Origin of the sequence: Aminipila luticellarii (assembly GCF_004103735.1) — a bacterium.
GTDB lineage: Bacteria > Bacillota > Clostridia > Peptostreptococcales > Anaerovoracaceae > Aminipila > Aminipila luticellarii.
This window is the reverse complement of the sequence record NZ_CP035281.1, coordinates 1,680,743-1,703,246: the sequence shown is the minus strand read 5'-3', so window position 1 is coordinate 1,703,246 and position 22,504 is coordinate 1,680,743. Positions and strand designations below refer to the sequence as shown.

Sequence of the window (22,504 nt, the reverse complement as noted above, 5' to 3'; positions counted from 1 at the left end):
AATCGAATAGGAACCTGTTGCCTAAAAAGTAATGTGGTTCTCTCATGTAGTATAAAGTATGTAAACAGATAAATCAACTGAGGAGAAAAATACCTATGATAAAAAGTATGACAGGCTTCGGAAGAAGCGAATATAGTGATGGAAAAAGGAACATAATCGTAGAGATAAAATCTGTCAATCATAGATACGGGGATATTAATGTCAAGATGCCCAGACGTTATTCTTTTGCAGAGGATAAAATAAAGAATACCGTAAAGGACATTGCCCGACGCGGAAAAATCGATGTATCTATTATGGTTGAAAATGTTACGGAGGACGATACTACTGTTAAACTGAACAGCATGGTAGCCAGACAATACTATGACAATTTAAAAGAATTGCAATCCGAATTTAATGTGAGCGGCGACATCACGCTGCAGTTTCTGGCGACTCTTCCGGATGTAATGAAGTCTGTTCCCGATGTGGAGGATGAAGAAGAAATTTGTAAGAGCCTGTTGGTGCCGGTAAGGAACGCCGCACAGAAATTAGATGAAATGCGCATCGCGGAAGGAAACAAGCTGGCGGAAGATCTGATCATGCGAGGCGGTCTGATTCGGGAACTGGTGAGGAAAATTGAGGAACGTTCTCCGGAGGTCACAGCGGCTTATACAGAAAAACTGAGAGAAAGAATCAAGGAATTGATCGGAAGCAATGTGACCATTCCCGAAGACCGAATTTTAGTGGAGGCAGCTATCTTTGCGGATAAGTGCAATATTACGGAGGAAATGGTAAGGTTGGATAGTCATACGATTCAGCTTTCCAATATTATTGCCAACAGCAACCAGCCGGATGGAAAGAAGCTGGATTTCCTCGTGCAGGAAATGAACCGGGAAGCAAATACCATCGGCTCTAAAGCAAACGATATAGAGATCACCAATCTGATGCTGGAAATAAAGAGTGAGATTGAGAAAATCAGAGAACAAGTACAAAATATTGAATAATTCATGAATTTGTAGGTTTGTCAAACATATGTTACACCGTGCTTCAAAAAATTAAATAGAGTTTCTCTTGGGGAAACCCAGCCCAAAGGGCGCATAGGAAAGTTATTGTAGTTTGCATTATGCTTTTTTAGTTGTAATTTAAAATCATTGAATGAGTAGAACTTTGCTATCGCATAAAAATATTCATTATCCTTACGATGTGAGCGTTCCACTTTACCATTATGTCTTGGAGTATAAGGTCTTATCATTTTATGGATAATACCTTGTTCCTTAAGAGTTCGTTGGAATAGCGTTAACGTTGGATTTTTAGAAGTACCAAGACGTTTTGTAAATTCCTGCCCATTATCGGTCTGAACACATTCGATCTTAAATGGGAAAGCTTTAACAACTTGTTTAAGGAATTCAGAAGCAGAATAAGAGCTGTGTTCCTCAAAAGCAGCAAGATATCTAAAACGAGAGAATTCATCAATAGCAGTATATTGATAGAATTTCTTATCAGAAGCTTCGCCAACAAGGCAAGAGGATGGAACAAATTTAACATCAATTTGTACTCTTTGACCTGGATACTCCATTTGCTCATATTTTTTAGCAATATATTTAGGATTCTGAGGTTTCTTAGGGATCAAAGATTGCTTGATTAGTACTCTATAGAGCCCAGTAATGGATCTGGAATACCCACGCTGTCGCAGTTTGACCCAAAAGACAACAAGACCTGCATTTGGATTCCTACGACGCATATCATGAATGAGTTTAAGCTCATTTGCAGTATGCTGATTTTTATGGGAATGAGGCTTACGAGAAAGTTCTCTCAGGGACTCAATAGAACCATCATATCTACGCAACCAACGATAAATATATTGCCTGTTGTGATGATATCTGATAGCAGCTTTTGTAACGCCAAATCTTTGAGCATATTTAATTAAGGATAGACGATATTTCATATCTTGTGTTATACTTGCCATACGGGAGACCTCCAATTTGTGATGTTTTGGTTTGTGGTGAATTAAGCATAACATAATTTTAGCGTTTCCCGTATTTATTTTTTGTCTTAATGTAACACATGTATTGTAATCCTACACAAAATATTGAATAATTCATGAATTTATGTTGAAAGTATAGCCTGCTTATGGTAAAATATTTATTCCAATACAAATGATAAGGAAAGGAAGCTAAATGGATAAAGGACAATTATTTGTTGTTTCCGGGCCATCTGGAGCAGGAAAAGGTACGATATGCCAAAAGTTAGTGGAAGACACAAATATTGAACTGTCTGTGTCCATGACCACTAGAAAACCGAGACCGTTTGAAAAAGACGGTATAAATTATTATTTCGTCACTGAAGAAGAATTTAAGGAATATATGAATGAGGACGGACTGCTGGAGTATGCGGAGGTCTATGGCAACTATTACGGGACCCCGAAGGAAATGGTCATGCAAAAGCTCAACGAAGGCAAGGACGTTGTTCTGGAAATCGACATTCAGGGAGCCATGAAGATAAAGCAGGCCTATTCAAAGGGTATATTTATTTTTATATTGCCGCCGTCTATGGCGGAGCTTCGTAAAAGAATTACGGGAAGAGGCTCTGAAACAGAGGACGCGATCAATATGCGATTAGGGGAAACGTTAAAAGAAGTCTCCTACATAGATAAATATGATTACTGTGTTGTTAATGGAGAGCTTTCAGAGGCTGTAGAACGGGTCAGAGCAATTGTAAAGGCTGAACATTCCAGAGTTTCCGAAAGTATTTTTCAGTTGATAAAAATGTATGAGGAGGAGATATAAATGTTATATCCATCAATTAATGAAATCAGAAAGAAAGCGGACAGCAGATATACATTGGTTATTTTAGCGGCGAAGAGAGCCAGAGATATTATTGACGGAAAGCCGAAGCTTACGCAGAACCCGACAGAAAAACCGGTATCCATAGCGGCCAACGAAATAGCAGAGGATTTGATTACTTATACAAGAAATAATTAACAAATGAAAGCGAGTGTTAACTCGCTTTTTTTAACGATTAATTGCACCGTCTCTTCAAATTAAGATAGAGGAGGGTACATGAAAAAAGATTTTATTATTTTAAAATTTAAGGGCGAAGTCAGAAAAATACTTCCTCAGGATATTATTTTTGTCGAACAGGATCTGCGTAAGGTCCTGTTTCACTTAAATTCTGAGATTTACGGCACCTACGGAAAAATTGAAACTTATATGCAGCACTTACCGCAGGAGTTTTATCAATGTAATAAGAGCTTTGTTATTAATCTGGATAAAGTGATTAAAATGAGAGATCAAATCATATATTTTTCGGATGGAAAGGATATAAGAATAGGCAGACAGAGTTTTCACGGTGCAAAAAAAGCATTTTTAAAGTTCGCATCAGAATCTGAATGATAAAACACTAAAGATATATTTTAACTTGAAGAGCAGGCGGTGAATTAATATATCGCAACAAAAAACTTTACAACTGTTAAAGTTTTTTGTTGCAAAGACTATGGATTTATAGTATAATGTCTGATGGTTATCTGTGTGAGTTTGCTCTTATCCAAGATCAGGCTCGCCGATATGCCCATTATTATTTTGCACACCGGATGACTTGGAAGCAGGTGCCGTCATGGTCGTTTTCAAAGGGAAATCGCGGTGGAAGAAAAACCAAGGAGGAAAAAAATATGGCAGTAATTTCAATGAAACAATTACTAGAAGCAGGTGTACATTTCGGACACCAGACAAGAAGATGGAACCCTAAGATGGCTCCTTATATCTTTACAGAAAGAAATGGAATTTATATCATCGACCTTCAGAAGACTGTAAGAAAAATAGATGAAGCCTATGAATTCATGAAGGAAGTCGGAGCATCCGGAAAGCCGATTCTGTTCGTAGGAACCAAGAAACAGGCTCAGGCCGCCATCGCTGATGAAGCGAAGAGATGCGGTATGTATTTTGTAAATGAAAGATGGCTGGGCGGTATGCTTACAAACCATAAGACCATAGCCGGAAGAATCAAAAGATTATATGAAATCCAGGAGATGGAAGCAGACGGAACTTTTGAGAAGCTTTCCAAGAAGGAAGTCGGCAAGCTAAAGCTTGAATTAGAGAAGCTTGAAAAATTCTTAGGCGGCATTAAGGAAATGAAGGGAATGCCGGGGGCATTATTCATTGTGGATCCGAAGAAGGAAAGAATTGCTGTTAAGGAAGCAAGAATTCTTGGAATTCCTATTATCGGTATCGTAGATACAAACTGTGACCCGGACGATGTAGACTATATTATCCCTGCAAATGATGATGCAATCAGAGCTGTAAAATTGATCGCAGGAAGAATGGCAGATGCCATTATCGAAGCCAATCAGGGCGAAAGCTTTGACGAAGGCGTAACAGCGGCAGAAGAAGAAACAGCTCCGGCTTCTATTGAAGAAGTAGTCGCTGCAGAAGAAGCATAAGCTTACAGATAAATATAAATTGTGAATTAGATTCGTGCAGGTTTTTCCGCACGAATCTGTCATCCGTTTTGAGGAGGAAATATAGATGGCTGTAACAGCACAAATGGTAAAAGAACTGCGTGAAATGACAGGCGCAGGCATGATGGATTGTAAAAAGGTTTTAGTAGAAGCTGACGGGGATATGGACAAAGCCGTAGATCTTTTAAGAGAAAAGGGACTTGCTAAGGCTGCTAAAAAGGCTGGCAGAGTGGCCGCAGAAGGCCTTGTAAAATTTGCTTTCTCACAGGATGCCAGAAAAGCTGCTATCATCGAAGTCAATTCTGAAACAGATTTTGTTGCAAAGAATGAGGAGTTCGTGGATTTTGTGTCCAAGCTGGCTGGCATGGCTTTAACAGCCGGAGATGATTCTTTAGAAAACTTTATGGCACTTTCCTATGAAAACGAGGGAACGGTTCAGGACGCTTTGAACAGCAAGATCGCAAAGATTGGTGAGAACATGAACGTAAGAAGATTCCACAAGATGGAAGCTCCGGGATGCGTTTATGTAGGATACAGCCACGGCGGCGGTAAAATCGGCGTAGTGGTTGGTCTTGAAACAGAAGCTTCCGCAGAAGAAGTGGCGGTTGTCGGTAAAGACGTAGCTATGCAGGTCGCTTCTATGAACCCTCAGTTTGTCGATGAAACAGCGATCAGTGAAGAGCATTTGGAGCATGAAAAGAATATTTTAGTTCAGCAGGCTCTTGCAGAAGGCAAATCGGCAGACATCGTGGATAAGATGGTCGTTGGAAGATTGAAGAAAGAGCTGAAGGAAACTTGTCTGGTAGAACAGAAGTTTGTAAAGAATGGAGATCTTTCAGTAAAACAATATGTAGATGGAGTCGCTAAGGAAATCGGCAAATCCATCAAGGTGGTTTCTATGGTAAGATACGAAGTAGGCGAAGGCATCGAAAAGAAAGAAGAAGATTTTGCCGCAGAAGTTGCAGCACAGTTGGGAAACTAATTGAAATAAAAATATGGGAAATGACTATGGGCTGTCAGGTATTCTGGCAGCCTTTTATAGTGTGAGGCTTCCTTTTGTTTACAAATATTTTCCAAGGGGTATATAGTAAAAGACAGAAAGAGAAAGGAAAGAGAGCACAAATGAAGCTAAGTTTTAATGATATCTTATATGCTTTTTCTTATGCGTTAGATCGTGTAGAACATGAACTTATAGGGGTCACCACTCATCATGGAAAACGGGTGGCCTGGTTATGTATCTTAATGGGACGGTATTTAAAAATGCCGGAATCCCAATTAATGGATTTATCGGCCTGTGCCGTATTGCACGACAACGCACTGACAGAGTATATACAGTCTGAATACCGGAAGGGAATTGATATTTATAAGGAAAAGCAGCATTTGAATCTGGGTGTGCACTGCATCATGGGCGAAAAGAATATAAAAAAAATTTCCCTTTGCCCGGAAGCTGAAAATGCCATTTTATATCATCATGAAAATGCAGACGGAAGCGGATCCTTTGGAAAAACAGCAGAGGAGACTCCTCTATTCGCTCAGTTGATTCACATGGCGGATCAAATTGATGCAAACTGGGATTTAAGTGTGATCGATGAACAGAAATATGAACAGCTTCTGAAATTTATCGACGAAAATAAGGGAATCCTGTTCTCCGATCAATGTGTGGAAGTTTTTCACGGAGCCATTCATTATCAGGAATTGGTTTGCCTGAAAAGTGAAAACCTGGACGGTATCCTGGGATCCTGTCTTAAGGATACGGAGCGGGAGTATACCGGGGAGCAAATAATAGATTTTGCGGGAATGTTTGCCAATATTATCGATTATAAATCTCGATTTACAAGAAATCATTCTCTGGGGATTGCGGAAAAAGCAGCCCATATGGCCAGATATTACGGATATAAAGAAGAACTCGTGGCTGAAATGTTCTTGACCGGAGCAGTTCATGATATTGGTAAATTAGTTATTGATAAAGACATTCTGGAAAAACCGGACAAGCTTACAGACAGGGAATACAAACAAATTCAGAATCACGCCTACTATACTTATGAAATTTTAAGAAAAATTAAGGGATTTGAAGAGATCACAAAATGGGCCTCTCATCACCACGAAAAATTAAATGGGAAGGGGTATCCTTTTGGAAAAACAGCGGATGAGTTGGGCTTTAATGAGCGCCTTATGGCCTGCCTAGACATCTATCAGGCTTTAACAGAAAAACGTCCTTATAAAGAAGGATTTTCCCATGAACGCTCTATGAGCATTTTGAGAAAGCTTGTGAAAGATGGAAGCTTAGATGGCAGTATTGTGGAAGATATCGAAAAAGTTTATGGGAATTGACCTATAAAAAATTGTTAAAACAGGTGAACCATAAAATAGTTTATGGTATAATGTTGAAGATATCGTTAAGGTATCCTCAATTTTTATACAAGGAGAAAAATATGGAGCCTAAATATAAAAGAGTTCTTATAAAAGTAAGCGGTGAGGCTCTTGCAGGACCGGATAAATTTGGTATATCGGATGAGATGCTGCTGGGCGTTGCCGCACAAGTGAAAGAAATTTATGATCTGGGCGTACAGATTGCTGTTGTAGTAGGAGGCGGAAACTTCTGGAGAGGCAGAACCGGTCAGAGCATAGACCGGGCAACAGCCGATTATATGGGAATGCTTGCAACGACTATGAATGCTATGGCACTTCAGGACGCTTTTGAAAAGCAGGGATTGCCTGTCGTTTTACAGACAGCTATCGCCATGACACAAATAGCCGAGCCTTACAACCGAAAAAAAGCCATTAAATATTTAGAAGAAAACAATGTCGTTATTTTTGGAACAGGTACCGGCAGCCCATTTTTTTCCACGGATACCACATCTGCTCTGAGAGCTGCTGAAATCGACGCAGACGTCATTCTTTTGGCAAAGAGCGTGGATGCCGTATATTCTGCCGATCCGGAAAAAGATCCGAATGCAGTGAAATATGAACGATTGACCCATAAAGAGGTGATTGAAAAACAGCTTGGCGTTATGGACATTACAGCGGCGACCCTGTGCATGGAAAACAATATTGCAATTCATGTATTTGGTGTGGCAGAAAAGGGAAACATGTTAAAAGCCGTAAATGGTGAAAAAATAGGCACGATTGTAATGTAAAGTTTGAGAGAGTGTAGGAGGAGAATGAAATTATGAGTATGAATGTGCAGGAAATTCTTGAACAGAAAATGACCAAAACGATTTCTGTGTTAAAGGAAGAATTAAACACAGTGAGAGCAGGAAGAGCAAATCCGTCCTTATTGGATAAGGTCGCGGTGGATTATTACGGAAGCCCAACACCGCTTAAGAATTTAGCAAATATCTCTGCTCCGGAGCCAAGAACTTTATTGATTGCACCTTTTGATCCAAAATCCATTGCGGATATCGAAAAAGCTATTAATAATGCCAATCTGGGTATGGCACCCTCCAATGACGGAAAAGTAGTACGGCTGTCGATCCCGCAGCTGACAGAAGAAAGAAGAAAAGAGCTTTCCAAGTCGGTGAAGAAATATGGGGAAGAGGCGAAGGTCGCTGTGCGAAATGAGAGAAGAGATGCCAACGAAGAACTCAAGAAGCAGGAAAAGGCAGGCGAGATAACGGAAGACGATTTAAAGAAACAGCTGGATCAGATTCAGAAGAAAACAGATAAGGCGGTAAAGGACATTGATGATGTAATCGCTGCTAAGGAAAGAGAAATTTTAGAGGTATAATAGGATTTTGCGGCGGATGTGGCTGATATCAGCCATGTCCGTTTTTAAAGAAAAGGATTAATCGAATGTTAGATATGGATAGACTCCCAAAACATGTGGCTATCGTGATGGATGGGAATGGCCGGTGGGCTGAGAAGCATAGGGTACCCAGAATGGCCGGTCATAATGCGGGCATGAAAGCAATGAAGGAGATTGTAAAAAGATCCTCTGCTCTCGGTATAGAATATCTCACCGTTTATGCATTCTCTACGGAAAACTGGAAACGCTCCTTTGAAGAAGTAAACGGTATTTTTAAGCTGATTGTCATCTATGTGGATAAGGAGCTGAAAGAGCTTCATAAAAACAATGTAAAAGTGAAAATATTGGGAGAATATTTGAAATTACCCATGGACTCCGTGGAACAGTTAAATAAAGCTTTAATGACTACGGAAAACAATACGGGCCTGCGGTTCAATATTGCATTGAACTATGGCAGCCGGGATGAAATAACAAGGGCGGCTGTTTTAATAGGAGAGAAAATAAAGGCGGGAGAAATGGAGCCTCAGGACATTACAGAGGACACCATCAGCCGCTATTTATATACAGGGAAGTTTTTTAACGATATTCCTGATCCCGATTTAGTCATACGGACCAGCGGAGAAAAAAGACTGTCCAATTATTTGCTTTGGCAGAGTGCATACAGCGAATTTGTATATACGGATGTACTTTGGCCAGATTTTTCACCAGAAGTGTACGAAATGTGTATAGAAGAATACCAAAGCAGGCAAAGGCGCTTTGGCGGGAGGTAAATTGTGAAAACAAGAATCATATCGGGGCTGCTCATGCTGCCATTTGCTATCGTGGTATTTTGGGGCGGGAAGGTGCTTATGCTCGGGTGTTTTGCCATAGGTATCATGAGTGTCCGCGAGTTCTTTAACGGCTTTGGAGCCATGGGCATCAGACCGGCTTATAAGATTGCTTATGTCAGTACGTTAGCCCTATATGGAATAAATTTATTTACTACGGAACCCAGATGGTATATGCTGTGGTTTTTTGGAGTAGTTCTGGCAAGCCTTTTATATTTATTTAAAATGGAGGAAAGAAAGCTGGAAGACGGTATGGCCACCATTACCGGCATCTTCTATACAGTTTTTTTCTCATTTCACGTGACTTTAGTGGAGCAGACCGGAGAGTATGGCCTCTTGGTGTGGCTGATTTTCCTAACCGCCTTTGGAACAGACATCATGGCTTATTTTACAGGCTATTTCTTAGGAAAACACAAGCTATGTCCGACCATCAGCCCGAAGAAAACCATAGAAGGCTCGGTGGGAGGAATCTTGGGCAGCGTGATCCTATGCGGTCTATTCGGTTATTTTTTGATTCCAAGGCTTTTGATGCACTGTATCATTCTGGGAATCTTGGGAGGTGTGGTTTCGCAGTTCGGAGATTTGACCGCATCCATTTTTAAAAGAAAAATGGGCATTAAGGACTATGGCAATTTGATACCCGGACATGGCGGCATATTAGATCGGTTCGACAGTGTATTGTTCACAGCACCCATGGTATATTACTATATCGCGTTGGTTTTATAGAGGAAAAAATATGAAAAAAATTGCAATTTTGGGAAGTACTGGCTCTATTGGTGCGCAGGCACTGGATATTATCGATGGGCACAGCGATCAGCTGAAAGTGACCGTGCTGGCCTGTGCGAAAAATATTCGGAAGCTTTGCGGTCAGATTGAAAAATATAAGCCGGAGATCGTAGTGGTTCATCAGGAAAAGGATGCCCGGCAGTTATCTGAGAAATATCCAGGCGTGGAAGTTCTATATGGGACAGAAGGCCTTATTGCGGCTGCCGAATCTTCATACGATCTGCTGCTGAATTCTCTGGTAGGCATACTGGGGCTGATTCCCACATATCATGCGGTCTGCAAGGGAAGAGATATTGCGCTGGCCAATAAGGAAACGCTGGTGGCAGGCGGCCAGATCATCATGGATCAGGTGAAAAAAAATCAGGTGAAGATGCTGCCGGTGGACAGTGAGCACAGTGCGATTTTTCAGTCTCTTCAGGGAAATAAGCACCAACAGCTGGAAAGGATTTATCTGACTGCTTCGGGGGGACCTTTCAGAGGATATACGCCGGAGCAGCTTGAAGAGGTTACGGTAGAGCAGGCCTTAAGGCATCCAAACTGGCATATGGGAAGCAAGGTCACCATAGATTCTGCTAGTATGATGAATAAAGGGCTGGAGGTCATAGAGGCCAAATGGCTGTTCAACGTACCGGTGTCCAAAATACAAATAGCAGTGCATCCTCAGAGCGTGGTGCATTCCATGGTGGAATATATCGATCATTCCATCATAGCTCAGCTGGGTGCTCCGGATATGAGGGTTCCCATCAGCTATGCGTTTGGGTATCCGGACAGAATGGAAAATAATGCAGAAGCCTTGGATCTGTTTGGAGCAGGAGCTGAGCTGACCTTCGAAAGGCCGGATACGAATGTATTTAAAACCATAGCCATAGCTTATGAAGCAGCAGAAAAGGGCGGAACCTATCCGGCTGTGATGAATGGGGCGAACGAGGCTCTGGTTCAACTATTTTTAGAAAAAAAGATTAAATTTACAGATATTCAGAATACTATAGAAAGAATAATGAACGCCCATGTGCCGACATATAATTTGGGGTTGGAAGAAATTTTAGAAGCGGACAGAGCTTCGCGAAAAATGGTATATGAGCTGTTGAAATAAGGGGGTAAGTGATGACGATTATTTATGCATTGATTATGTTCTGCATATTAGTACTGGTACATGAAGGCGGACATTTTATCGCAGCCAAATCGGTAGGCGTTAAAGTAAACGAGTTTTCCATCGGGATGGGGCCGCTTCTGTTCAAAAAAGTCAAGGGAGATACGCAGTATTCCATTCGGCTCTTTCCTATAGGCGGATTTTGTGCCATGGAAGGAGAAGACGATGAATCCGATGACGAACACTCTTTTGGAAAACAGCCGACTTGGGCGAAGGCGATCGTTATGGCCGCCGGTTCTTTTATGAATGTAGTTCTGGCCATCGTCATACTGGCGTGTATCGTATTTTATATCGGTATACCCACCACGACCGTAGATGGATTCAGTGACGTCAGTCCAGCAAAGGAAGCCGGGCTTCTGGCAGGAGATCGGATCGTGAGCGTCCAGCAGCATGAAATAAAGGATTGGACAGATATAACCGATGTCATTTCGGCGGAGAAGGGCGAAAATGTAACCATTGGTGTAGAACGAGGAGGACAGGATGTAAGCTTTACCGTGGATTTGGTAAAGGAAGAAGGAACCGGCCGGAAAATTGTAGGAATCCTGCCGGAGGTTTCGAGAAATCCCTTTACGGCACTGGCCAAAGGGGCGGAATCCACTTGGGTGATGACCGTCAAAATGGTCGAGGTAATAGGGCAGCTGGTAACGGGGCAGGTCTCTACGAAAGAACTGACAGGCCCTATTGGTATCACGGTAGCCGTGAGCGATTCGGTTCGGTATGGGTTCATATATGTGGCCAATCTGGCAGCATTGATCAGCTTGAACCTGGCAATTGTAAATATGCTTCCGTTCCCGGCGCTGGATGGAGGACGTCTGGTATTTTTGATCATTCGTAAAGTAACGGGAAAGGCGATCACGGATGATGTGGAGGCAAAAGTTCATTTTGTAGGCATTATGCTGCTCTTTGCACTGATGATCTACGTAACTTGGCAGGACATCGGCCGGTTTATATTGAAGTAAGAGCAGAAAGTAAAAGGCAGAGAAACAATTCTCTGTCTTTTGAATAGGGGGAGGAACTATGAGGAAACGTGTAAGGTGCGGCGATGTGGTCATAGGCGGCGGTGCGCCCGTATCCATCCAGTCTATGACTAATGTGGATACCCGGGATGTAAAAAAAGTAACCGAACAGATCCGGAAGTTAGAAGAAGCCGGCTGTGAAATCGTCAGATTGGCTGTCCCCGACAGGCAAGCCGCAGAAGCCTTTTCGCAGATAAAAAAGAGCGTAAAAATTCCGCTGGTAGCCGATATACATTTTGACTACAGGCTTGCCATAGCGGCTATAGAAAACGGCGCGGATAAAGTGAGAATTAATCCAGGCAATATCGGAAGCATGGAACGAGTTCGAGCCGTAGCAGAAGCGGCAAAGGAACGAAGTATCCCTATCCGTGTAGGCGTCAATTCGGGTTCTTTGGAAAAGGATATTTTAGAGAGGAACGGCGGTGTTACAGCGGAAGGTTTGGCAGAAAGTGCTTTGCGCAATGTCAGGTTACTGGAGCAAATGGATTTTGATGACCTTGTTATTTCATTGAAGGCGTCGGACGTCCGCCTGAACTATGAAGCACATAAATTGATTGCTGAAAAGACAGATCATCCGATTCATATCGGCATAACCGAATCCGGAACCGTCAACGGCGGGAAATTAAAATCAGCCATCGGCATCGGAAGTCTTTTACTGGCAGGCATCGGAGACACCATGCGGGTTTCTCTGACCGGAGATCCGGTCAAGGAAGTTCTGTTTGCAAAGGAAATATTAAAATCCATCGGTATAAGGCCTTCCGGTATCAATCTGGTATCCTGTCCTACCTGCGGAAGAACCCAGGTGGATCTGGAGCACATTTCACTTCAAATAGAAGAGGCTGTTGCGAAAATAGAGCCAAGAAGAGAGGCGAAAGGTCTGCCGCCCATTACCGTAGCGGTGATGGGCTGTGCCGTCAATGGACCGGGAGAAGCCAAAGAAGCCGATTTCGGTGTAGCCGGCGGGGACGGAAAGGGACTGTTATTTGCAAAAGGTGAAATCCTTAAAACCGTTCCAGAAGATAAGATCGTGGAAGAACTGATTAAATTGATAGAGGTTTCCTGATCAGATGAATAGTGGCTGAGGAAAAAATAATCGGAGGAAGAGAAGATGAAAACATATAAAGCAATGCACATGGTTAAGATGGAAGATTTGAATCCTCATCAGACCTTATATGCCGGAAGGGCTATTGAATGGATGGTAGAGGCCTCTTTTACAGCGGCAGCCCTCGAATATGGGGATGGAAGCGGCGTTGTTTACAAAAATACGCACCAGTTCAATTTTGAGAAACCCGTTGAACTGGGAGAAATCATTGGATATTACAGCACCGTGGTACGAGCGGGAAGAACCAGTCTTACCGTAAGGACTGCACTCCTTTCAGAGGAGACGCAGGAGCTTCGGGCGGAAGGATATGTGACGTTTGTAACGGTAAAACCTCATACTCATGAAAAGACAGAGCATAACGTACAGTTAGATGAGACCAGGGAGACTTTCGAATTGGCCTGGAGAGCCAAGGCAGAGCTCTTTTTCCGCAGTCCCCAATAAGGCTCCGGCTCACGTTCCTAAAGAACCAAAACCGGGTGTACAAAGGTACGGATTGGGGTTATAATAGATAGAGTAAATTTACGGTTTTATACGGTATAGAATGAATTACGAACGAGGAAGACAGTACATAATGGAAAATTTGATAGAAGGGATCATAAACTGGAATAAGCTTGGAGATCATCCAAGAGACCAATATAAATTTTCGCTTGGAAGAGCTCAGATGTCACAGGAAAGTGCTGCACTTCTCCTGGATATCGAGCTCAATTTTGTTATGCCCTTTGAAGATACGGAAAAGATAAGAGCTATTATTTTAAATCAGATATCGGGGCTAAAGGACGTAAAGCTGCATTTTAAATATGCAGATATGGTTCAGACTCCGGAAGAAATTATAAGGCTCTGCATAGAGCATATGATTGATGAAGTGAATGGGGAATACGCCCGAAGCACCAAGACGATTTTTCCCGAAGAATCGGTTTTAGAAGGGAATATTCTTACCGTATATGCGCTGGGAGCATTTGTAGTCAAAGATTTAAACACCAGAGTAGCTGCGCTGTTTGAACGAATTTTAAAACGGGATTTTGATATGAACGTTCGAGTGATTTTTGAGAATCACAGGGACGAATATAAAAAAGTGGCTCATCAGAAAAAAGCTATGGAGGAGTTGGAGGAAAAACAGCTGCTGGAAGAGCAGAAAAGAGCGGCTCATTTGGCCGCTGCAAGGCCTGCACCCGCTGCAGCTTCCCATAACGGAAGCAGTTCCTACGGGGATAATAATGCCGGCGGAGGAAATAAATGGAGCAAGCGCCGAAAAGAAGAACCCGTGGAAGGAAACCGGATTCTTGGAAGTTCCATTAACACCATGTCTGTAAAGCTGTCCGGCGTAACACAGGACAGTGGCACGGTAACCGTAGAGGGAATTCTTTTCAGAAAAGATAACCGGACCATTAAAAATGAGAAAAAATTGGTCACACTGCTGATAACAGATAAAACCACCTCACTTTGTGTGAAGGCCTTTACCTCCGAAAACAAGTGGAATGAAATCGACGAGCATTTAAAAAACGGTGATTTCGTGAAAATTCGGGGAAACGCAGAGTGGGACACGTATGAAAATATTGTGGTGGTCATGGCACGGGACATTGAAAAGGGGCAGATTAAAAAGCGGGAAGATCACTGCCAGCGAAAGCGGGTCGAGCTTCACGCCCACTCTAAGATGAGCGCCATGGACGGACTCAATGAAATAAAGGATATGGTTCGGACTCATGAGGAATGGGGGCACAAAGCCATGGCTCTTACAGATCATGGTGTCGTTCAGGGCTTCCCTGAAGCGTCTCATTCCTTAAGTAAGGGCTCTCAAATGAAAATCATTTATGGGATGGAGGGGTATGTCTTTGACGACAGAGACTGCATCAATCCGGATGGGACGATTGATTACAAGAAAAAAGCCACCAATCATATTATTATTCTGGTAAGGACGCAGGAAGGCCTAAAAAATTTATATAAGTTAGTGTCCATTTCGCATTTGAACTATTTTTATAAGAGACCGAGAATTCCGAAGTCTGTTTTAACCGCCCATAGAGAGGGTCTGATTATCGGCTCGGCATGTGAAGCGGGAGAAGTTTTCCGAGCTGTTCTGGAAAAGAAAAGCGAGGAAGAAATCGAGTATTTGGTAAACTATTATGATTATCTTGAAATACAGCCTATCATCAACAATCAGTTCATGGTGGACAAGGGAATGGTCAAAGATAAAGAAGGGCTTCGGGATTTGAACAGGGAGATCGTTGCTCTGGGCAAAAAATATAATAAACCCGTTGTAGCGACCACAGACGCACACTATCCGGAACCGGAAGCCGCCTTATACCGAAATATTCTGATGGCGGGGCAGGGCTATAAGGACAGTGGGAGCCAAGGCCTGTATTTGAGGACGACTCAGGAAATGCTGGATGAATTTGAATACTTGGGAAAAGAAATGGCAGAACAGGTCGTGGTGGAAAATACCAACCTGATTGCGGATATGATCGACGTGATCAGCCCGGTCCCCAAAGAAAAGTATCCGCCGAAAATTGAACATGCAGAAGAGACCTTAAAGACGAAGTGCTATGAGAAAGCCTGGAGTATCTATGGGAAACCCCTTCCGCCGGAAATTCAGGAAAGGCTGGATGCGGAGCTGGTGCCGATTATCCGGGAGGGGTATGCGGTCATGTATATCGCCGCTGAAATGTTGGTGCAGAAATCCTTAAGCGACGGGTATCTGGTAGGCTCCCGAGGCTCCGTAGGTTCCTCCTTCGCCGCTACCATGGCAGGTATTACAGAAGTAAATCCGCTTCCGCCTCATTACATATGCCCCAACTGCAAGTATTTAGAGTGGGGGGACAATAAGGAATACGACTGCGGTGTGGACATGGAGGACAAGGATTGTCCGAAATGCGGAACGCCCTTAAAAAAAGATGGTTTTTCCATACCCTTTCAGACATTTTTGGGCTTTGAAGCCGATAAAGAACCGGATATTGACTTGAATTTCGCGGGAGAATATCAGCCGGTGGCCCATCGGTATGTGGATGAGATATTTGGAGCGAAAAATGTGTTCAAAGCGGGTACGATTGGTACAGTGGCCACAAAGACCGCTTACGGCTTTGTCATGAAGTATTTTGAAGAACGCCAGATACCGATTAATAAATACGAAGTGGAGCGGCTGTCTGAATGCTGTACCGGGGTACGAAGAACAACGGGCCAGCATCCGGGAGGAATTATTATCGTACCGGATGACCATGAAATCTATGAGTTCTGTCCGGTTCAACATCCGGCAAACGATGTGAATTCAGATTTTATTACTACGCATTTTGATTATCACTCCATCGATCAGAACCTGTTAAAGCTGGATATACTGGGGCACGATGTGCCGTCCATGATCCGTCATCTTCAGGATATGACTGGCCTGGACCCCTTGACTCAGGTTCCTTTATCCGATCCGAAGGTCAACAGTATATTTAATGGAATAGAGGGTCTTGACATCAAAGACCTGGATTATCGGTTCGTTCACGGGAGCTATGGAATCCCTGAATTCGGAACGAAATTTACCCGGCAGATGCTGGATGATACACATCCCACCCGATTTGCGGATTATGTGCGGATCTCCGGATTCTCACACGGCACAGATGTTTGGATCAATAATGCGCAGGAGTGGATCAAATCTGGACAGACTACCATTAAAGACGCCATTTCCACCCGTGACGACATCATGAACTATCTGATTTTAAAAGGACTGCCAAAGAAAAGTGCGTTTACCATTATGGAAAAGGTAAGAAAAGGAAAAGGTGTAACGGATGAGGATGTATCTTTAATGCAGGAGCACGATGTACCGGAATGGTATATCGAATCCTGCAGGCGTATCAAGTATATGTTCCCGAGGGCTCATGCAGTAGCCTATGTCATGATGTCTTACCGAATTGCGTATTTTAAGGTGTATTATCCGGTGGAATTTTATGCGACCTACTTTACCACAAAGGTCAGCGAATTTGACGCAGATACCATTTTAAAAGGTTCCTCCGCCGTTTTGGAAAAGATGGATGGTATTCTGGCTAAAGGCAAAAACGCCACGAAGAAGGAAGAGGATGAGGTCATTGTACTGGAGGTAGCCTATGAAATGTATGCGAGGGGGTACGAATTTATGCAGGCACAGCTTGGTCTGTCCCATGCCACAAAGTTCTATGCAAAGGACGGGAAAGTTCTGCTTCCATTCGTGGCACTAGGCGGAGTAGGAGAAAATGCGGCGAAAGCCATTGTAGAAGAGTACGAAAAGCAGCCGTTTGAAACCATAGACGAAATCAGAGAACGAGCGAAAGCGAATAAAACGGCCATAGAAGCCCTGCGTGATCACGGTGTATTGAAAGGACTTCCGGAATCCGATCAATTATGCTTATTTTAGTTTTAATAGGCAATCGTGCCGTGCTGGACTAAAATATTTTTGCAGATAAATTTGTTGACAGTAACAAAAAAATAATGTAAAATTAGTGAAACAAAATAAATTTATACAAAGGCAATGATAGGGTAAAGTAAATTGCGGCAACGCCGGCAGAGAGTCGGGGAAGCTGGAAACCGATGACGGTGCTGTAGTTGAAGTTCCCCCTTGAGCCGGCATGCAGAACAAGCTGATTTTTATAAAGTCAGACAGTAGGTGTGCCCGGGTTCTCCCGTAACAGAGATAAGGATGCTTGTCCTGAGTGGCCTTTTCAGGCAATAAGAGTGGTACCGCGGATCTTCCGTCTCTTAGGAGAAGGAAGGTCTTTTTTGTTACGTAGGAAATATGGCACGGCCTCTCCCCACATCAGGAAAAAACAAGGAAAGATAAAATATAGGATGAAAAAGGAGAATGAAAAAATGATTTGGAATGAAACTGCTGAATGTATGGATGCGGAACAGAGACGTGAGATGCAGAGCCGACGACTGCGAGATACGGTGGCCAGAGTGTATCAGAATGTAGAATTTTACCGAAAGAAAATGCAGGAATTGGGTATAGAACCCGGTGATGTAAAAACCATTGAAGACATTGTAAAACTGCCTTTTACGACCAAAAAAGATTTGAGAGAGAATTATCCTTTTGGGCTTTGTGCAGCACCGGAAAGTCAATTTGTAAGGATTCATGCGTCCTCTGGTACAACAGGAAAACCTACGGCAGTTCCCTATACGAGAAAAGACCTGGATAACTTTTCAGAATGCGTAGCCAGAGCGATCTGCTGTACGGGAGGAACCAACAAAGACGTGATCCAGATTGCCTATGGGTATGGCCTGTTCACCGGCGGCCTGGGTCTGCACGACGGAGCAACAAAGCTCGGTGCGGGAGTTATCCCCAGTTCCGGAGGAAATACCAGGAACCAGCTGACGCTGATGAAGGATTTTAAATCTACCATATTGGCATGTACACCTTCTTATGCTATGTTTTTAGCGGAATCCTTGCAGGAAGCCGGAATCAGAAAAGAAGAGCTGTCCCTTAAGATCGGCATATTTGGTGCGGAGCCGTGGAGCAATGAGATGCGGAAAAAAATCCAAGAAGGTCTGGGACTGACCGCGTATGACATATATGGATTAAGTGAAATCATGGGACCGGGGGTCGCTGCAAGCTGTGCAGTACAGGACGGACTTCATGTGGCAGAGGATCATTTCTATCCGGAGATTTTGAATCCGGACACCTTGGAGCCTGTTGCGGATGGAACAGTGGGAGAATTGGTTTTTACCCATTTGACAAAAGAAGCGATGCCTCTGCTGCGATACAGAACACGCGATCTGAGCAGCATTGAGCACGGAAGCTGTGCGTGCGGCAGAACTACTGCAAAGATGGGAAGGATTCTGGGCAGAAGCGATGATATGCTCATCATCAGAGGAGTCAATGTATTTCCTTCTCAGGTGGAGAGCGTCCTTCTGGAGGTTGCAGAGGTTTCACCGAATTATGTCATTATTGTTGACCGTCAGGGAACTATGGATACAATAGAGGTAAAGGTAGAATTGGATGAAAGGTACGTACCGGATGACCTGGGCGATCTGGAGCGGATCAAAGAGACGATAAAGCACAAATTGAACAGTGTGCTTCGTATTGGTGTAAGAGTCACTCTGGCTGAGCATAAAACGATTGAACGAAGTGAGGGAAAAGCGAAAAGGGTTGTTGACAGGCGTCATATATAAGAACAGAAGGGAGCATGAAAAATGAAAATTATAAAGCAAGTAACCGTTTTTTTACAGAATGAAGCGGGCAGATTGGAAGAATTGACGGAGATACTCGGAAAAAATGATATCAATATTTCTGCGATAAGTGTTGCGGAGGCAGCGGAGTTTGGAATTGCCCGAATGATTGTGGAAGACTATGAAAAGGCAGTTCGTGTCCTTAAGGAACGGGAGCTTTCCGTCAATTTGGTGGAGGTTCTTTGTGTGGAGACACCCGATACGTCGGGAGCATTATATGAGGTGCTGAAAAGGCTCTCTTCCGCAGGAATCAATGTATCCTACATGTACGGGTATTCTAATAACGGAACGGCACCGATGATTATGAAGGTGAATGATCCGCACAGAGCGCTTACTATTTTAAATATGTAGATTTCAGGGGTTTAAATGAAAATAAAGGGCTTGCTTTTGCAGGCCTTTTATGTTATCCTTAAATAAGTTGTTAATTTTAGACTTATTTTTAGAAGAGTGGGCATTGTCCACTCTTCTACTTTTGTAGAAATTAAATCGAAGACGAAAATAGAGAGAATGTGAAGGGAACGAGATGGCTAAGATAAAAATAAAAGACTTAGTTGAAGAAATATTAACCCCATTTTTAAAGGAAAATAGTTTGGAACTTTATAATGTGGAATTTGTAAAGGAAGCAAAAGATTGGTTTTTGAGAGTTTATATTGATAAAGCCGAAGGCACTGAGGAAGAATATATCAGTACAGATGATTGTGAGATGGTAAGCAGGTTCTTAAGCGAAAAACTGGATGCATCGGATCCGATTGAACAAAATTATTATCTGGAGATTTCATCTCCAGGAATGGATAGAGAGCTGCTTAAGGAAAAAGACTTTATAAGATATGCGGGAAAACAGGTGGATGTCAATTTGTATCAGGCGGTTGATGGAAAGAAAAAGATCACAGGAGAGCTTGTGGGAATTATAGAGGAGCATCTTGTTCTTATAGATGAAAATACGAAACGTGTAGAAATTCCTATGAGCAAAGTAGCTAAAACAAAATTAGCCGTAATATTTTAGAAGGAGGTTTTGCGGAAAAATGAACAGAGAATTTATAAAGGCCATCGAAGAACTTGAGAAAGAAAAAGAAATTTCTAAAGATGTCCTTATTGAAGCAATTGAATCTGCATTGGTATCAGCTTATAAAAAGAACTATGGAACTTCTCAGAATGTGAGAGTCAATATCGACAGAGAAACAGGCGACATCGATGTTTTTATGAAAAAGGATGTGGTAGAAGAGGTCTGGGAAGATCTCATAGAAATATCGCTGGAGGATGCACTGGAAATTGATCCGAGGTATAAAATCGGAGATGCCATCGAATATCAGGTGACCCCAAAGGATTTTGGAAGAATCGCCGCACAGACAGCGAAACAGGTAGTTGTTCAGAGAATCAGAGAAGCAGAGCGGGGAATGATTTTTGACGATTACATCAACAGACAGGGTGAAATCATTACAGGGCAGGTCCATAGGATAAGTAACGACACTATTTTTATAAATATGGGAAAAACCGAGGGCATTTTGGCCGCAACAGAGCAGGTGCCGGGAGAAACCTATGAAATTAACGGAAGAATCAAAGTGTACATCATGGATGTGAAAAAGACCACCAAGGGGCCTCAGGTATATCTTTCCAGGTCCCATCCGGGGCTTGTTAAGCGGTTATTCGAGCTGGAAGTGCCGGAAATACAGGATGGTGTTATTGAAATAAAAAGTATTTCCAGAGAAGCAGGCTCTAGGACAAAAATGGCCGTGTATGCTCTTGATGAAAACGTAGATGCGGTAGGAGCATGCGTGGGACCGAGAGGAAGCAGGGTTCAGGTGATCGTTGACGAGCTGTTTGGCGAAAAGATAGACATTATTAATTGGAGCGACGATCCGGAAAAACTTATCAGTAGTGCTTTAAGTCCGGCTAAAGTGGAAAAGGTCATTGTGAATGAAGAGGAAAAGACTGCGGTGGCAATTGTTCCGGATTATCAGCTGTCTCTTGCCATTGGCAAAGAAGGGCAGAATGTCCGGCTTGCGGCAAAGCTGTGCGGTTGGAAAATTGATATTAAGAGTCATTCTCAGTATTTTTCAGACCCTGTGGAAATCGTTGAATACGATGAACCGGAGGAAGCACTGGATGATTTCGAGGATGAAGAATAAGAATTGGGGTGAATGCCTTGAAAGCTAAAAAAATACCGATGAGGCGCTGTGTGGGATGCATGGAATCTAAACCGAAAAATCAGCTGATTCGAATCGCCGGATATGGAGGAGAGGTTTCTATTGATGTAACAGGAAAAGCAAAAGGAAGGGGCGTGTATTTGTGCCCGAATACCCAATGCTTTGAAAAAGCACAGAAAAGGAAGGCCATAGGTCGGAATCTGGAGATGGAACTCCATTCGGAACAGCTGGAAAAGTTGTTTGAGGAATTAAAAAAATATGAGAAAAAAGATTGATAGTTACTTGGGATTTGCTAAACGCTCAAGAAATTTGATTATGGGCTATAACACATGCCTGTTGGCTATGAATAAAAAAAAGTTAAAACTTTTAATTATAGCGGGTGATGTTTCTGAAAACACAGTGAAAAAGCTTATTCATTCTGCAAATGAAAGCAATATCGTGTATCGCATATACAGCACCTGTGATGAGCTGTCACAAGCTTGCGGAACTACGGGAAGGGGAGTATTTGGAATAACGGATCAAAATTTTGCAAACGTCATTTTAAAAGAGATTGATGAAGATCGGTCTATATAGAAGGAGGTGTTCTAATGACAATAAAAATCCATGAATTGGCAAAGGAATTGAATATGAACAGCAAAGAATTGCTGGAGAAAATCAATGCGATGGGGATTGAAGCAAAAAGTCATATGAGCGGACTATCTGATATTGATGCAATTTCAGTGAGAAATACAATAAATAAGAGCAGGTCCAGTGCGGAGACAAAGATTGTTAAAGCCGCACCGAAGAAAGTAGAGAAAGAAGAAATAGAGGAGGAACCGAGAATCGTAGTGAAGGCAGCAGCAAAATTGACAGTAAGTCCTGCATCTAAAACGGCAAAGGCGCAGCATCCAACAAAAAATCAGGGGAAAAGTGCACCGGTACAAAAACCGCCTGTGGGAAAACCGGTACCAAAGGATATGGAAACGGCAAAATCGAAACCTCCGGTGGGAAAACCAGTGGTGCCGAAAGAGTTTGAAGAGAAACAGGCACAGCATCCAGTAGAGAAAGCAAAGGTGTCCGAGATAAAAAAGGAAGAAGTCAAGGAGCAGAAAAAGCAGGAACCGGAAAAGCCTGAACCGATTCAGGAGGGACCTC

General features: G+C 42.7%; 23 protein-coding genes, 1 pseudogene and 1 other annotated feature. Of the genes and pseudogenes, 23 read left to right on the top strand and 1 reads right to left on the bottom strand.

From position 1 onward, the window contains the following. Positions 1–95 precede the first annotated feature (95 nt). Positions 96–980: a YicC/YloC family endoribonuclease gene (locus tag EQM06_RS07785; protein ID WP_128745794.1), complete on the top strand. Its 885-nt coding sequence runs from the start codon at positions 96–98 to the stop codon at positions 978–980. A gap of 20 nt (positions 981–1,000) precedes the next feature. On the opposite strand, the gene EQM06_RS07780 is transcribed toward EQM06_RS07785, so the two are convergent. Next, the gene (locus EQM06_RS07780) at positions 1,001–1,942 is read right to left on the bottom strand and encodes a DDE-type integrase/transposase/recombinase (RefSeq protein ID WP_128745435.1); all 942 of its coding nucleotides are present in this window, start codon (positions 1,940–1,942) and stop codon (positions 1,001–1,003) included. A 211-nt stretch (positions 1,943–2,153) separates the two neighbouring features. Between EQM06_RS07780 and gmk the strand changes: the two genes are divergently transcribed. The 22 genes and pseudogenes from gmk to EQM06_RS13555 all read left to right on the top strand — a co-directional run. Next, the gene (gene gmk, locus EQM06_RS07775) at positions 2,154–2,762 is read left to right on the top strand and encodes a guanylate kinase (protein WP_205666531.1); all 609 of its coding nucleotides are present in this window, start codon (positions 2,154–2,156) and stop codon (positions 2,760–2,762) included. Further along, the gene (gene rpoZ, locus EQM06_RS12990; RefSeq protein ID WP_205666530.1) at positions 2,763–2,957 is read left to right on the top strand and encodes a DNA-directed RNA polymerase subunit omega; all 195 of its coding nucleotides are present in this window, start codon (positions 2,763–2,765) and stop codon (positions 2,955–2,957) included. It abuts the gene before it with no gap. Positions 2,958–3,035: 78 nt separating this feature from the next. Next, positions 3,036–3,368 (top strand): LytTR family DNA-binding domain-containing protein, encoded by a 333-nt coding sequence (locus EQM06_RS07770; RefSeq protein ID WP_128745793.1) that lies wholly within the window; start codon positions 3,036–3,038, stop codon positions 3,366–3,368. Between the two features lie 275 nt (positions 3,369–3,643). Further along, the gene (gene rpsB, locus EQM06_RS07765; RefSeq protein ID WP_128745792.1) at positions 3,644–4,411 is read left to right on the top strand and encodes a 30S ribosomal protein S2; all 768 of its coding nucleotides are present in this window, start codon (positions 3,644–3,646) and stop codon (positions 4,409–4,411) included. 85 nt (positions 4,412–4,496) lie between these two features. Then, positions 4,497–5,411 (top strand): translation elongation factor Ts, encoded by a 915-nt coding sequence (gene tsf / locus EQM06_RS07760; protein ID WP_128745791.1) that lies wholly within the window; start codon positions 4,497–4,499, stop codon positions 5,409–5,411. A gap of 140 nt (positions 5,412–5,551) precedes the next feature. After that, positions 5,552–6,760: an HD-GYP domain-containing protein gene (locus EQM06_RS07755; RefSeq protein ID WP_128745790.1), complete on the top strand. Its 1,209-nt coding sequence runs from the start codon at positions 5,552–5,554 to the stop codon at positions 6,758–6,760. Positions 6,761–6,861: 101 nt separating this feature from the next. Then, on the top strand, positions 6,862–7,566 hold the full coding sequence (gene pyrH, locus EQM06_RS07750) for a UMP kinase (RefSeq protein ID WP_128745789.1): 705 nt from the start codon (positions 6,862–6,864) through the stop codon (positions 7,564–7,566). Between the two features lie 32 nt (positions 7,567–7,598). Then, positions 7,599–8,156 carry a ribosome recycling factor gene (gene frr, locus EQM06_RS07745; RefSeq protein WP_128745788.1) on the top strand — a complete coding sequence of 186 codons (558 nt, stop codon included), beginning with the start codon at positions 7,599–7,601 and terminating at the stop codon, positions 8,154–8,156. A gap of 65 nt (positions 8,157–8,221) precedes the next feature. Continuing rightward, entirely contained in the window at positions 8,222–8,944 is a 723-nt protein-coding gene (locus EQM06_RS07740) for an isoprenyl transferase (protein ID WP_128745787.1), read from the top strand. Positions 8,945–8,947: 3 nt separating this feature from the next. Further along, the gene (locus EQM06_RS07735) at positions 8,948–9,727 is read left to right on the top strand and encodes a phosphatidate cytidylyltransferase (protein ID WP_128745786.1); all 780 of its coding nucleotides are present in this window, start codon (positions 8,948–8,950) and stop codon (positions 9,725–9,727) included. Between the two features lie 10 nt (positions 9,728–9,737). Then, positions 9,738–10,880 carry a 1-deoxy-D-xylulose-5-phosphate reductoisomerase gene (locus EQM06_RS07730; RefSeq protein ID WP_128745785.1) on the top strand — a complete coding sequence of 381 codons (1,143 nt, stop codon included), beginning with the start codon at positions 9,738–9,740 and terminating at the stop codon, positions 10,878–10,880. Positions 10,881–10,891: 11 nt separating this feature from the next. Continuing rightward, complete coding sequence (gene rseP, locus EQM06_RS07725) at positions 10,892–11,896, top strand: RIP metalloprotease RseP (RefSeq protein ID WP_128745784.1); 1,005 nt, start codon at positions 10,892–10,894, stop codon at positions 11,894–11,896. 58 nt (positions 11,897–11,954) lie between these two features. Then, positions 11,955–13,016: a flavodoxin-dependent (E)-4-hydroxy-3-methylbut-2-enyl-diphosphate synthase gene (gene ispG, locus EQM06_RS07720; protein ID WP_128745783.1), complete on the top strand. Its 1,062-nt coding sequence runs from the start codon at positions 11,955–11,957 to the stop codon at positions 13,014–13,016. A gap of 45 nt (positions 13,017–13,061) precedes the next feature. Next, entirely contained in the window at positions 13,062–13,496 is a 435-nt protein-coding gene (locus EQM06_RS07715) for an acyl-CoA thioesterase (protein WP_128745782.1), read from the top strand. 130 nt (positions 13,497–13,626) lie between these two features. Next, complete coding sequence (locus EQM06_RS07710) at positions 13,627–17,418, top strand: PolC-type DNA polymerase III (RefSeq protein ID WP_230974943.1); 3,792 nt, start codon at positions 13,627–13,629, stop codon at positions 17,416–17,418. A 105-nt stretch (positions 17,419–17,523) separates the two neighbouring features. After that, positions 17,524–17,763, top strand: a binding site (T-box leader). A 107-nt stretch (positions 17,764–17,870) separates the two neighbouring features. After that, entirely contained in the window at positions 17,871–19,169 is a 1,299-nt protein-coding gene (locus tag EQM06_RS07705; protein WP_128745781.1) for a phenylacetate--CoA ligase family protein, read from the top strand. Positions 19,170–19,190: 21 nt separating this feature from the next. Continuing rightward, positions 19,191–19,577 (top strand): acetolactate synthase, encoded by a 387-nt coding sequence (locus EQM06_RS07700; RefSeq protein ID WP_128745780.1) that lies wholly within the window; start codon positions 19,191–19,193, stop codon positions 19,575–19,577. 172 nt (positions 19,578–19,749) lie between these two features. Further along, the gene (locus EQM06_RS07695) at positions 19,750–20,229 is read left to right on the top strand and encodes a ribosome maturation factor RimP (protein ID WP_128745779.1); all 480 of its coding nucleotides are present in this window, start codon (positions 19,750–19,752) and stop codon (positions 20,227–20,229) included. A 19-nt stretch (positions 20,230–20,248) separates the two neighbouring features. After that, the gene (gene nusA, locus EQM06_RS07690; RefSeq protein ID WP_128745778.1) at positions 20,249–21,352 is read left to right on the top strand and encodes a transcription termination factor NusA; all 1,104 of its coding nucleotides are present in this window, start codon (positions 20,249–20,251) and stop codon (positions 21,350–21,352) included. Positions 21,353–21,369: 17 nt separating this feature from the next. Beyond that, entirely contained in the window at positions 21,370–21,645 is a 276-nt protein-coding gene (rnpM, locus tag EQM06_RS07685; RefSeq protein WP_128745777.1) for an RNase P modulator RnpM, read from the top strand. Next, positions 21,629–21,943: a L7Ae/L30e/S12e/Gadd45 family ribosomal protein gene (locus EQM06_RS07680; protein ID WP_128745776.1), complete on the top strand. Its 315-nt coding sequence runs from the start codon at positions 21,629–21,631 to the stop codon at positions 21,941–21,943. The genes rnpM and EQM06_RS07680 overlap by 17 nt, the downstream gene beginning before the upstream one ends. A 14-nt stretch (positions 21,944–21,957) precedes the next feature. Further along, a pseudogene (locus EQM06_RS13555) lies at positions 21,958–22,026 on the top strand (translation initiation factor IF-2 N-terminal domain-containing protein); the annotation flags it as partial. Between the last annotated feature and the right edge of the window lie 478 nt (positions 22,027–22,504).

Excerpts from the sequence above, each read along its gene's own strand:
- EQM06_RS07785 (WP_128745794.1), top strand. The coding sequence starts at position 96 with ATGATAAAAAGTATGACAGGCTTCGGAAGAAGCGAATATAGTGATGGA.
- EQM06_RS07780 (WP_128745435.1), bottom strand. The coding sequence starts at position 1,942 with ATGGCAAGTATAACACAAGATATGAAATATCGTCTATCCTTAATTAAA.
- gmk (WP_205666531.1), top strand. The coding sequence starts at position 2,154 with ATGGATAAAGGACAATTATTTGTTGTTTCCGGGCCATCTGGAGCAGGA.
- rpoZ (WP_205666530.1), top strand. The coding sequence starts at position 2,763 with ATGTTATATCCATCAATTAATGAAATCAGAAAGAAAGCGGACAGCAGA.
- EQM06_RS07770 (WP_128745793.1), top strand. The coding sequence starts at position 3,036 with ATGAAAAAAGATTTTATTATTTTAAAATTTAAGGGCGAAGTCAGAAAA.
- rpsB (WP_128745792.1), top strand. The coding sequence starts at position 3,644 with ATGGCAGTAATTTCAATGAAACAATTACTAGAAGCAGGTGTACATTTC.
- tsf (WP_128745791.1), top strand. The coding sequence starts at position 4,497 with ATGGCTGTAACAGCACAAATGGTAAAAGAACTGCGTGAAATGACAGGC.
- EQM06_RS07755 (WP_128745790.1), top strand. The coding sequence starts at position 5,552 with ATGAAGCTAAGTTTTAATGATATCTTATATGCTTTTTCTTATGCGTTA.
- pyrH (WP_128745789.1), top strand. The coding sequence starts at position 6,862 with ATGGAGCCTAAATATAAAAGAGTTCTTATAAAAGTAAGCGGTGAGGCT.
- frr (WP_128745788.1), top strand. The coding sequence starts at position 7,599 with ATGAGTATGAATGTGCAGGAAATTCTTGAACAGAAAATGACCAAAACG.
- EQM06_RS07740 (WP_128745787.1), top strand. The coding sequence starts at position 8,222 with ATGTTAGATATGGATAGACTCCCAAAACATGTGGCTATCGTGATGGAT.
- EQM06_RS07730 (WP_128745785.1), top strand. The coding sequence starts at position 9,738 with ATGAAAAAAATTGCAATTTTGGGAAGTACTGGCTCTATTGGTGCGCAG.
- rseP (WP_128745784.1), top strand. The coding sequence starts at position 10,892 with ATGACGATTATTTATGCATTGATTATGTTCTGCATATTAGTACTGGTA.
- ispG (WP_128745783.1), top strand. The coding sequence starts at position 11,955 with ATGAGGAAACGTGTAAGGTGCGGCGATGTGGTCATAGGCGGCGGTGCG.
- EQM06_RS07715 (WP_128745782.1), top strand. The coding sequence starts at position 13,062 with ATGAAAACATATAAAGCAATGCACATGGTTAAGATGGAAGATTTGAAT.
- EQM06_RS07710 (WP_230974943.1), top strand. The coding sequence starts at position 13,627 with ATGGAAAATTTGATAGAAGGGATCATAAACTGGAATAAGCTTGGAGAT.
- EQM06_RS07705 (WP_128745781.1), top strand. The coding sequence starts at position 17,871 with ATGATTTGGAATGAAACTGCTGAATGTATGGATGCGGAACAGAGACGT.
- EQM06_RS07700 (WP_128745780.1), top strand. The coding sequence starts at position 19,191 with ATGAAAATTATAAAGCAAGTAACCGTTTTTTTACAGAATGAAGCGGGC.
- EQM06_RS07695 (WP_128745779.1), top strand. The coding sequence starts at position 19,750 with ATGGCTAAGATAAAAATAAAAGACTTAGTTGAAGAAATATTAACCCCA.
- nusA (WP_128745778.1), top strand. The coding sequence starts at position 20,249 with ATGAACAGAGAATTTATAAAGGCCATCGAAGAACTTGAGAAAGAAAAA.
- EQM06_RS07680 (WP_128745776.1), top strand. The coding sequence starts at position 21,629 with ATGAGAAAAAAGATTGATAGTTACTTGGGATTTGCTAAACGCTCAAGA.